Source organism: Actinobaculum suis, from assembly GCF_900102025.1.
In the GTDB taxonomy this organism is placed as follows: Bacteria; Actinomycetota; Actinomycetes; order Actinomycetales; family Actinomycetaceae; genus Actinobaculum; species Actinobaculum suis.
This window is the reverse complement of sequence record NZ_FNAU01000023.1, coordinates 1-9,970: the sequence shown is the minus strand read 5'-3', so window position 1 is coordinate 9,970 and position 9,970 is coordinate 1. Positions and strand designations below refer to the sequence as shown.

General features: G+C 58.0%; 9 protein-coding genes, 1 tRNA gene and 1 rRNA gene. 7 read left to right on the top strand and 4 right to left on the bottom strand.

Annotated features, from left to right (window positions below):
• Nucleotides 1–111 precede the first annotated feature (111 nt).
• From BLT47_RS08600 to BLT47_RS08590, 3 genes are read left to right on the top strand one after another with little or no spacing between them, the layout of a single operon-like run.
• Nucleotides 112–462: an ABC transporter permease subunit gene (locus tag BLT47_RS08600; protein ID WP_218122568.1), complete on the top strand. Its 351-nt coding sequence runs from the start codon at nucleotides 112–114 to the stop codon at nucleotides 460–462.
• Nucleotides 459–1,289, top strand: a complete 831-nt coding sequence (locus BLT47_RS08595) for an ATP-binding cassette domain-containing protein (RefSeq protein WP_074663879.1) — start codon at nucleotides 459–461, stop codon at nucleotides 1,287–1,289. Before BLT47_RS08600 ends, BLT47_RS08595 begins: the two co-directional genes overlap by 4 nt.
• Nucleotides 1,289–1,888, top strand: coding sequence for an ABC transporter ATP-binding protein (locus tag BLT47_RS08590; RefSeq protein ID WP_074663875.1), 600 nt, complete (start codon nucleotides 1,289–1,291; stop codon nucleotides 1,886–1,888). The genes BLT47_RS08595 and BLT47_RS08590 overlap by 1 nt, the downstream gene beginning before the upstream one ends.
• A gap of 517 nt (nucleotides 1,889–2,405) precedes the next feature.
• On the opposite strand, the gene BLT47_RS08585 is transcribed toward BLT47_RS08590, so the two are convergent.
• From BLT47_RS08585 to BLT47_RS08575, 3 genes are all read right to left on the bottom strand, one after another.
• Nucleotides 2,406–2,478: transfer RNA gene (locus BLT47_RS08585), tRNA-Ala, on the bottom strand.
• A 335-nt stretch (nucleotides 2,479–2,813) separates the two neighbouring features.
• Entirely contained in the window at nucleotides 2,814–4,520 is a 1,707-nt protein-coding gene (locus BLT47_RS08580) for a hypothetical protein (protein ID WP_143021830.1), read from the bottom strand.
• Between the two features lie 125 nt (nucleotides 4,521–4,645).
• Nucleotides 4,646–5,866: a molybdopterin molybdotransferase MoeA gene (locus BLT47_RS08575; protein WP_074663866.1), complete on the bottom strand. Its 1,221-nt coding sequence runs from the start codon at nucleotides 5,864–5,866 to the stop codon at nucleotides 4,646–4,648.
• 472 nt (nucleotides 5,867–6,338) lie between these two features.
• Between BLT47_RS08575 and BLT47_RS08570 the strand changes: the two genes are divergently transcribed.
• The 4 genes from BLT47_RS08570 (at nucleotide 6,339) to mscL (ending at nucleotide 9,034) form a co-directional block, all read left to right on the top strand.
• A complete protein-coding gene (locus BLT47_RS08570; RefSeq protein ID WP_049619255.1) occupies nucleotides 6,339–6,953 on the top strand; it encodes a 5-formyltetrahydrofolate cyclo-ligase in 615 nt (204 codons plus the stop codon).
• Between the two features lie 523 nt (nucleotides 6,954–7,476).
• Nucleotides 7,477–7,704, top strand: coding sequence for an FmdB family zinc ribbon protein (locus BLT47_RS08565; RefSeq protein WP_074663861.1), 228 nt, complete (start codon nucleotides 7,477–7,479; stop codon nucleotides 7,702–7,704).
• Between the two features lie 126 nt (nucleotides 7,705–7,830).
• Nucleotides 7,831–8,463 carry an SAF domain-containing protein gene (locus tag BLT47_RS08560; protein WP_074663858.1) on the top strand — a complete coding sequence of 211 codons (633 nt, stop codon included), beginning with the start codon at nucleotides 7,831–7,833 and terminating at the stop codon, nucleotides 8,461–8,463.
• A gap of 163 nt (nucleotides 8,464–8,626) precedes the next feature.
• Nucleotides 8,627–9,034, top strand: a complete 408-nt coding sequence (gene mscL / locus BLT47_RS08555; RefSeq protein WP_049619257.1) for a large conductance mechanosensitive channel protein MscL — start codon at nucleotides 8,627–8,629, stop codon at nucleotides 9,032–9,034.
• An 844-nt stretch (nucleotides 9,035–9,878) separates the two neighbouring features.
• Here mscL and rrf read toward each other — a convergent pair.
• Nucleotides 9,879–9,970, bottom strand: a 5S ribosomal RNA gene (gene rrf / locus BLT47_RS08550); the annotation flags it as partial.

Genomic DNA, 9,970 nt, shown 5'->3' with positions numbered 1-9,970 from the left:
TGCGCGGAATATGTTTTACGGGACATGGTAGAAGACTACCTTTCTCCGGCTGAACGCCGGGGCTAGCCTATGTCCACCAACAGGGGGTCAGGTCCTTCCGAGGTGATGCAAGTGCGTGATGCCACCTATGTGGCGATCGACCGGAGACAGGGCTGCTCCCCGGTAAGGATTGCCGTCAAACATATGCTGCCAGCCGTAATCCCGCAGTTCCTGGTTGGTTTAGTACTGCTATTCCCGCACGCGATCCTGCATGAGGCATCCATCACGTTCCTAGGGTTCGGGTTGAGCCCCGAACAACCAGCTATCGGGGTGATCCTGTCAGAATCCATGAGCTACCTGACCGCCGGAATGTGGTGGTCGGCGTTGTTCCCCGGTCTCAGTTTGCTGCTGATGGTACTGGTATTCCAATTATTCGGACGTTCCCTGCGGGTGATCGTCGAAGATCGGAGACGCGATATATGAGCGAGGATCTGAACACGCCGCTGCTGGCGGTGCGTGACCTTTCGATATCGTTCTTAAAGGAAGATCGACACGGCGTTCAACATGAAGTACCAACTATCAGCAACCTGTACGCCGAGGTTTACGCTGGACAAGTCAGCGCAATTATTGGCGCATCAGGATCCGGGAAGAGCCTACTAGCACATGCACTGCTTGGGCTCTATCCACCGGGCGCTACCGTCAAAGCTCATATCGAATATGACGGAAAACAGATCGGTGACGCCGAACTACGCAAGATGCGTGGTAACCAGTTAGCACTCATCCCACAATCAGTAACCAGCCTGGATCCATTAATGCGCATCGGTAACCAGGTCCTCGGCCCGGATGTATCCGACGACCGTCGGGCACGAATGAATGAACTATTCGACCGTTACGGTCTGGACGCTGAGGTGGCCGATATGTGGCCGCATGAGCTGTCTGGTGGAATGTTGCGACGCGTCATCTTCTGTGCCGCACTGCTGGAAGATCCGAGGGTGATCGTCGCCGACGAGCCTACCCCCGGGATGCAGACCGAACTGGCGGCGAAAACTTTGCAAGATCTGCGTGACTATGCCCAGCTAGGTAACGGTGTGCTTCTCATAACGCACGACCTTGAGCTAGGGCTACGGGTAGCTGACCAGATCGGGGTGTTCTATGGCGGCCGTGTCGTCGAGACTGTCGCCACCGATAAGCTACTAGCAGGTGAGGCGAAGCACCCGTATACGCGGGCGTTGATCGCAGCGCTCCCGGCGCATGATTTTGTCGCCCCGCCAGATGTCGCGGCACTCTTTAACACCCCGGAGGTGGACTAATGCTTGTGGCAGATAACCTCAGTTACTGCTATCCCAACCAGTCATCACCAGTGCTCGAAGGCGTGAGCCTGACGGTTTCGGCCGGTGAGCGAGTCGTCTTGCATGGCCCGAGTGGCGTCGGCAAAACCACACTCGCGAAACTGCTAGCTGGCTACGAGCAGCCACAGACTGGGACGGTCACCCTCGACGGTAAACCACTACCGAAACGGGGCTACTGCCCAGTACAGATGGTGTGGCAGCATCCGGAAAAATCAGTCAACCCGCTGCTGCCATTAGCCAGTGCTATCACCGAAACTGGCGAGGTACCCCAAGATATCTTGGACAGTATTGGTGTCAAGGCCGAGTGGTTGCAACGCAGGCCCGCAGCACTGTCAGGTGGGGAGATCCAACGCTGCTGCATCGTCCGGGCGCTCGGGCCCAAAACCACGTTCCTGATCGCCGACGAGATCACCACGATGCTGGATTCCATCTCACAGGCCGCGATCTGGAATTTCTTACTCGCCGAGACCGAACGACGGAACATCGGAATGCTAATCATCACCCACGACGATGCACTCGCTGATCGAGTCGCAACCAGACGGATCGAACTAGTCTCGTAGTGGAGATCACTTTTCAGAATCGGCAGTAACGAAAGCGCCCAACCACAGCAATCCTGCGGTTGGGCGCTTTCGTTTCAGACAAGTTCCAGCAGCGGTCGGGGCTGTGCTAGTCGGGGCTGTGCTAGTCGGACCTGCGCCCAAACTTCGACTGTTCTTTTCAGTAGGTGGGGCTTGGGCTGCGCTCTTAGATTCGGTACGCGCACCCCGATCCGCCACCTTTAATGTGCGGCAGTCCTCTCCCCCAGTGCTGAACCACAGCATCGGCGAGATACCCGGGCGCGCGTATCGCGGGTGTCGTTAATCGCGAGTGTCCTTAAAGGGTAAGTAAGGCCAAGCTATTGGGTACCAGCCCCATGCTTCGTCGCTAAAGCTTACGAAGATCCTTCACCTAATGGGTCAGAAGATAACGAAGTCATCGAGACAGAAACCCCTCAAATCCCGCGCAATACCAGGCAAAACGCGGAACCCGAGGAAAGCAAAAAGACGCCCACTTTGTATCAAAATGAGCGTCTAACTGTGGAGCTAAGGGGATTCGAACCCCTGACCTTCTCATTGCGAACGAGACGCGCTACCAACTGCGCCATAGCCCCGAAGACTTGATCTATCGTACGCCAACTCCGTCCAAGTTTCCAATCAATACAGTGGTGGCCTAGCTAACCTTCTCCAGTTTCGAGCAAATCTGCTGCGCTTGCGGATTAGTATTCCGCTAGCCAGGGCGAAGCACTCCCTACCCGCAAGAGCAGTACCAACCGGGTAGACGACGCAACCAACCGGGTAGATGACGCAACCCACCAAGTAGACGACGTAAATCACCGGTAGACGACGTAAATCACCGGATAAACAAAACTGAGCAATCAAAAACGGGTAATCAAAATCAGGCAATAAAACTGAATACATCAGCCACCAAAAGGCCGGCGTATATGCCTTAAGCCCGGCGCTGGCGCAGAATCTCGTCGAGTGCGGCCCCGCCGCGCAGGCCTTGCCGCGCGTGCTTTTCGCCGTTTTCGAACACTCCGTCTACTACGACGCGGCCGCGCTGGTCGATGGTTTCACCTGGCTGCTTGGGCCGATATGGCGCGGTGGCCGCGTTGCTTTCGGCGACCGCCGCACTCTCCGCACTCAGGCTTCGATAGGGGGCAACGGTACGCCGTGCGATCGGGGCATCAGCGGCCCGATTGCCAAACGGTTGCACGCCAGTTCCGCAATTCGCGGCGGCCCCAGACTCCCCAGGATCCCCTAGCCTTCCGGAACGCGCTGCGCCGGCCAAGCTTACGGAAAGCGCGGAATTAGGTTTGATTGTGTAGCTCGGTAGCTCCAGCTTGCGGCCGTAGTTATAGCCCGGCTCCGCTACGGTTTGCCGCCGTTGCTCACCTGAGGCGGCCCCACTCCCGGAACTTCCGTAGCCTCCGTAGCTTCCTGCGTGGCCATATCCCGCGTCACGTTGCTCGCTTGCGCTCCGCGCGCCAGCCCCACGAGCGCCAACCCCACGGGCACCAGTCTCGCGGGCACCAGTCTCACGGGTACCTGCCTCACGCGTCCCAACTGCACGTAGCGAACCAGTGCCGCGTGTTCTTGTATCGCTCTGGTAGCGGGCGTAAAGGTCTGCCTTTTCCCGGGAGGAACCGGAAATCGGCGCAAAATCAGGAGCTGCAATAATATCTGCGCCCATGCGCATGCTTAGTCCAGACCGCTGCGATTGTGTGCCACGTGTTTGTGCCGCCTGCCCGGCAGAGCGTTTCTGCCCCGCCCGGGAAGCTTCGCCCGCTTCCCGGGGCTGGCTTGCTTGCCGGCGTTCTTGGCGGGCTTGCCGAGCTTGCCGGGCTTGCGCCGCCCGCCGTGCTCGCGCCACACGTGCACTGTTCTTCACCGCGCGGTCATGCGCTTTTCCCGATTCATCGCCTGCCTCGGCTACCTGCTCGGCAGAATCCGCGCTCGGCGCGGCGGCGTCGTAATCTTCCAAATCAGCAACGGAATCGGCCGTATAGGCAGAAAGCGCGCTTGCGGAACTGGTGGCGGAAGCAGCGCTAGCCGCGGAACGGCCGGCGCGCGGCATGGCGGGGCGGCGAGACTGCGAGGTTCCGCCGCGTGGCCCTTTCATCATCTTGGTGAGCGCAGCAATTTCTTCCCGATCGGTCCTGTCACCTTTATTCATTTGTACCGCTAGGTAGCCAAACCCGGCGCCGTACAGGGCGGTAAGCACCGCAAATATCACGAACCAAACCCACGGAAGCGTGGTTAGCGCGCTTACGATACCCAGCAGGATTGTAGTTGTGGCCAGAACCGCGCCGACGAATAGGCCGCGTTGCCGATTCGCTTTTCGTTGCGAGATACGCGCCCGGCGCCGTGCGCGATCGCGGGCCAGCTGGCGCACATCACGCCCGCTTTGCCGCTCGCGCTGGGCGCGATCGTCGTTCCCATCCATGATGACCTCCGGTGTCCGCAGGAATAGGGAACCACGTTCCCCATCCCCTTCGTCCTGACGTTGCGGCAATTGCAACATCCTCAAGTTTTCCGCGTACCGTTCATCGAGCCGCGTTTCCGCGATCACCCGCCGGCGTCGAAAAAGTTCAGGTATAACGTACGCACATAGCAACACCACTACGACGATTAGCGCATATCCCTGAAAACCCACATCCCTAACTTTATTGGCCTTTCACCCGGTTTTTCGCCAGGCGGGCCGTGTGTTGCTCACCTCCGTAGTGAAGCATGTGAAGGATGTGACGATTGTGAAAATTGAGAACACTGTGGAGGGCGTTGCTAGACGTTCAGAATCATGCATTCGAACTCATCGCCAGGAGAGACGAGTTCGACTTCCGGTGGGATAATCGCCAGTCCATTGGAGGCGCCCATACCTGAAAGGATAGGCTTATCCACCTGGCCGATAGCTTCAAAGTCGTAGCCCCGATGCGGATCCCCATACACATAAGCCCGCACATAATCTTGCTTTTCGGGTACGGAAAGGAAGCCACGAGCGGCGCGGGCCCGGATTGAACGCGGTGTTAAGTGCCGGTATCCCGCCATTTTCCGCAAGCACGGACGCACAAAAACTTCGAAAGCAACAAGCGCGGCCACCGGATTGCCAGGCAGGCAGAAGATTGTGGCCCCTTCCGAGCCTTCCCCTAACCGGCCCACCCCGATTTGCGAACCGGGACGCATCGCTACGGCGTCAAACCGCACGTCCCCCAAGGGTTGCAAAACTTCCTTCACGGTATCGTCACCGCCATAAGAAAGCCCGCCCGTGGTGATTACAACATCTGCGCGCAAAAGCTGATCTTGTAGAGCGTCACGCAGTTCATTTTTATCGTCACTGACGGCAGAAACCCGGTAGGCCACGGTGCCAGCATTCTTTGCCGCCGCAGCCAGCGCGTGCGAATTAGCGTCGTAAATTTGCCCGGCGCCCAGCGGCGCGCCAGGTTCCACCAGTTCGTCGCCTATCGAAAGGACGACGACGCGCGGGGCGGGATGTACCGGCACGAGGGAACGCCCGGCCGCTGCAAGCAGCGCAATATGGCGGGAGGAGATACGCGTGCCAGCTTTCAACACCACGGAGCCCGCCTCGAAATCTTCAGCCTGCTCGCGCACATTATCGAGCGGGGCCACTCGGTGGCGAACTTCTACCTGTACCTCGCCCTGATCCGTGTACGCCAGCGGTACCACGGCGTCGGCCCCGGAAGGTAGGCGGGCTCCGGAAGCTACCCGCACCGCGGTACCGGGCACGAGAGCCAGCCGGTCCGGGTTCGCCACCCCCAAAACTTCGGTAACGGGAAGCACCACCGGCACGGTAGATGCACCTAAAGTATCATCGGCACGCACCGCATATCCGTCTGTTCCGGCTAGCGCGGCAGGTGGGACGTCCACGGTAGAGCGGACGTCTTCCGCCAGAATCGTGCCGATGGCATCGGCAATATTTACATCGAACCGATCTATCTGGGCGGAAACGCTCAGGCACTCTTCCAGCTGTTGCGCAACCGTTCTCATCCTGCTCCCGTTCTTCCCTGTCTCTTCTAGCCCGCAGGTTTCCTTAGGGCCCCTTTCCGGCGCCCGGCAGCGGCAGAATCCGGTTACCTCTTTCGCGGTGATGTTTCGTTTCCGGGCGGTACCTGCTACCGAGCTCAACTATGCGTAAGCCTACCGGCAAACGCCCGCGCAAGCGCTTTTTCGCGCGCCGCAATGGTCTTCACCTCGGTCTTGCCCGGGGCCGTTCCTGCCTTCGGTTGCTGCGTGTTGCTTACCACCACGTGCCACATGCTGGCTCCACCCAATACGCGCCGCATACTCCACCAGCATTCACCGCGGCCGTGCCGCGCGGCCGCGGTACCTATTTTTCCTCGTGGCGGTAAGCTTTAGGTGCCAATGAGATGGTGCCAAGGTGGCGCCTAAGTTGATACCCGGCTAGCGAAATTGAAAACGCGAGCGGGCTTTTACTGCGAGACGGTGAGAAGATTAGGGCATGACACTGCAAAAGATCTCCTATCCGGATGTGTCCACAATGGAACTCCGCGATGCTAAATCGGCTCTCCGCGCAAAGGTGCGTGAGGCGCGAGCATCGCGTGGGGCCGCGCGGCTGGCAGAAGCCGAAAAGGGGTTTATCGCGCAGGCCCTAGACTATATCGGCGAATCAAAGGTGATTGCCTCCTATATTTCCGTAAATCAAGAACCGCCGACCTTACAACTCTGTGACGAGATTATTTCTTCCGGCCGGCGCCTGCTGGTGCCGAAGCTCGGCCCCGGTCTTTCCCGCGAATGGGCGTGGTACCAGGGGCGCGAGGACCTATCCGAGCAGGCTCCCGGCCGCCCGCCGGCCCCGAGTGGCACGCCGCTGAGCGCGGAAATCTTGGCGGATGTGGATGTAGTTATAATCCCGGCTCTCCTCGTCAATCACGACGGCGTCCGGCTCGGCCAGGGCGGCGGCTGGTACGACCGCGTACTCAAGCAAGTGCCACGCAATATGCCCGTGGCCGCGATGGTCTTCCCGGAAGAGTTTGTAGATTTCAAACTCCCTCGCGATGAAAACGATATGCCCGTGCACACTGTGATCCTCCCCGACCGTGTGGTCGAACTCTGATGCCATAAGCGGCCGAGCTCTAAGCCAGTGATATAGCTATAGCCAACCCGCGGTATAGCCATAACTACCCCGCGATACAGCCATGGCTAATCTGGGCAAAACAGATAAACGAAAACAATGCAACACCCGGGCGGTGGGGACTAGCAAAGCCAGTCCCCACCGCCCGGGTGTTTTACTAGATACTCCACCACCGCACGCGTTATTTACAAGCACCCTCACCACATGGCGTAATTAGTAATTACAGGGGTAATTACAGGTTAGTTATCCTTGGTCTCCTACCGGGTATTTGTTCCCGGTTGCCCGGCGCGCAGCGCGCAGTATTCGCGCGGGCCTCAGCTATCCTGCCCCGGGCCACCAGCTAACCTCGCGCGCACCACAGGAATGACTCTTCTTTGCTATACATCACACCCTTGATATGGACCACACGGTGTGCGGGGCCGCGGCCGAGTAGGATTTCTATCCGGTAGACCGGTTAGTACGCGTACTCGCCTGTCTTTTAGCAGCTTTCATTTCTGGAGGATTAATGCCTACATATTCTTATCGGTGTGCCCATTGCGGCCACGAATTTGACGCCCACCAATCGATGCACGACGCTCCCCTCACGGAGTGCCCGAGCTGCGGGCTCCCGCAATTGCACAAAATCTTGGGCCGCGGCCAGTCGATTATTTTCAAGGGCTCTGGTTTTTACCACAACGATTCCCGTTCTGCCTCCAGTAGCTCTGCTTCCAGCAACTCTGCTTCGGCAAGCTAAAAGCACTGTCGCGGGCAGGTAGTGCCCCTTGTGTGGCAAGTTTCCACAGCCCGGCTCGCGTCCTGTGTCTCCACAGGGTGGCCGGATTGGCCAGCGTTACGTCTTCGGCTTTCTTAGTCTCGAGGCATGGTCAATCTGCATGCCACCCTGTGGAGATTTCGTTATATCCTCATTGCCGCTACAGCGATTGGGATTCTGGCTTCAATTCTTTCCGCAATCGAGCGCCTGGAGCCGGAAATGGCGGCGGTCGTCGTCGTCAAAAACAGTGTGCCCGCAGGCACGGAGCTTTCTGCGAACGACCTGGAAACCCGCCTGCTGCCTACCGACGCGCTCCCCGAAGGTAGCCTCACCGAGCCGCGAGAGGCAACTGGCCAGGTAGTAGCTACGAATTTGCCGGCCGGTATGCCGCTGGCACGGAGCACACTTTTAGGCGAAGAATTTTTAGCTACTGCCGGTTCCGGCCAGGCCATAGTTCCCGTCCACGTTGCCATGGATGGTACCGACGCCGTCGCTGTTCCGGGTGCACGTATAGCCCTGTATTCTTTGCCTTCCGGTTATGAGGAGGCGCGGGAGGCAAAGCTAGTTACGGGACATGCGATAGTGGTGGGGCTTGGCGCTACGGATTCTGGCAGCTCCATTTTCCGGGAAGCGGAGAGCACTCGCGTTGTGTTCGTGTCAATTCCGCAGGAGGAGGCGAATGCGGTTTTGGGCTATGGGGCTGTTGCGCCCATGCGAGCCGTGATTATTGACCCTGCCTAAATTGTCCGTTTGGCGCCGCTTCGGCCGTGGCACCGGATAATATTTCTAGCGGGGTTAGACCCATTTCTGCAGGTAGAGCCTTAGTCGCAGGTAAAACCTTATTCGCGGCTAGAGCCTTATGTGCAGGAATTCCACGTCGCCGTTATGGAAAGGCATACTAGTTATGATTGACGGATTCCGTAAATTCATCGCGCGGGGCAATGCGATTGACCTCGCCGTAGGCGTGATCATGGGCGCCGCATTTAGCGCTATCGTCACCTCGCTCACCCAGGATATTTTGATGCCCCTCATTGCTGCCATCTTCGGCCAGCCTGATTTCAAGGGGCAGTTCGTATTAACCGTGGGGTCGGGGCAACTCCAGTTCGGTAACTTCATCACCGCGTTGATTAATTTCTTCCTAGTTGCCTTTGCTCTCTACTTCTTCGTTGTGTTGCCGATCAACAAGGTGAAGGACAGAATGGCGAAAGCAGAGGAAGCGGCTGGAACTGAAGAGAAGCCGGCTGACCCGCAGGTCGTTCTTCTTGAGGAAATCCGCGATGAACTGCGCTCCGCTAACCGTCAGGATTCCTAGGACCATATAGGATCGTAAAAGCAACTAAGCTACGTGTTAGCCCGGCATGACTCACCGCGTGCCGAGGCTGTAACTTGTTGATTAACTCGAAAAGCCGTCCTGTTTGCGCAGGGCGGCTTTCGCGTATCTTGGGCCTGTTACCAACGTTTGCGCACCGCCGCACATTTCTTGCACCACCCGGACGTTTGTGCACCGCCGCCGCACGTTTCGATCGATTTTGGACATTGATATGTACCAGGCACGGGTAGTCTCGCCCTTGGCCTACCAGCCCTCGTTGAACCCCATTTTTGTGTCGCGCCACCACAGATTTTGCATCGACGATTTCCCATCCCACGATCCTCGATTAAAACCGACTCCAAATCCTACCTTCGCCCGAAACAGGAACAAAAAACCCGGGTAAAACCAACATGAAATGGCCAACCAAAAACTCGAGTCAAACCGACTTCAACACCCACCTTTAGGCTTCATAACACCGAAAAACCCCGATAAAACCAACACCATCTGGCCAATACGCCGGTCCATACGCCTCGGCTTACCAGCCCGAGTTAAACCCCATTCTTCCGGTTAAATAAAAAAATGGGGGCCTACCCCGGCCCCCAAACAAAAACCAAAACCACAGGCCAACAGGCCGACCAACCAACAGGCCAACCGACCAGCAGCCACGATTAGCCGACCAACCCGCAGACCAACCAGCAACCAAGCCCGAACAGACTAGCCCGCAGGCCAAACCAAACCCGCAAACCAGCCACAACAAACCCACAAGCCAAACAAGCAGTTAAACAGGGAAAGCGGGAAACACCCCCAAAAAGAAGTGCTACCCGCTAAACCCAACCAAAAAACATTTTGGCGGCAGCGACCTACTCTCCCACGCCCTCCCGAGCGCAGTACCATCAGCGCAGGCGACCTTAGCTACCGGGTTCGAAATGGAAACCGGGC

What these genes read in the sequence shown, in the direction of transcription:
- BLT47_RS08595 (WP_074663879.1), top strand. Translation starts at nt 459, where the DNA reads ATGAGCGAGGATCTGAACACGCCGCTGCTGGCGGTGCGTGACCTTTCG.
- BLT47_RS08590 (WP_074663875.1), top strand. Translation starts at nt 1,289, where the DNA reads ATGCTTGTGGCAGATAACCTCAGTTACTGCTATCCCAACCAGTCATCA.
- BLT47_RS08575 (WP_074663866.1), bottom strand. Translation starts at nt 5,866, where the DNA reads ATGAGAACGGTTGCGCAACAGCTGGAAGAGTGCCTGAGCGTTTCCGCC.
- BLT47_RS08570 (WP_049619255.1), top strand. Translation starts at nt 6,339, where the DNA reads ATGACACTGCAAAAGATCTCCTATCCGGATGTGTCCACAATGGAACTC.
- BLT47_RS08565 (WP_074663861.1), top strand. Translation starts at nt 7,477, where the DNA reads ATGCCTACATATTCTTATCGGTGTGCCCATTGCGGCCACGAATTTGAC.
- BLT47_RS08560 (WP_074663858.1), top strand. Translation starts at nt 7,831, where the DNA reads ATGGTCAATCTGCATGCCACCCTGTGGAGATTTCGTTATATCCTCATT.
- mscL (WP_049619257.1), top strand. Translation starts at nt 8,627, where the DNA reads ATGATTGACGGATTCCGTAAATTCATCGCGCGGGGCAATGCGATTGAC.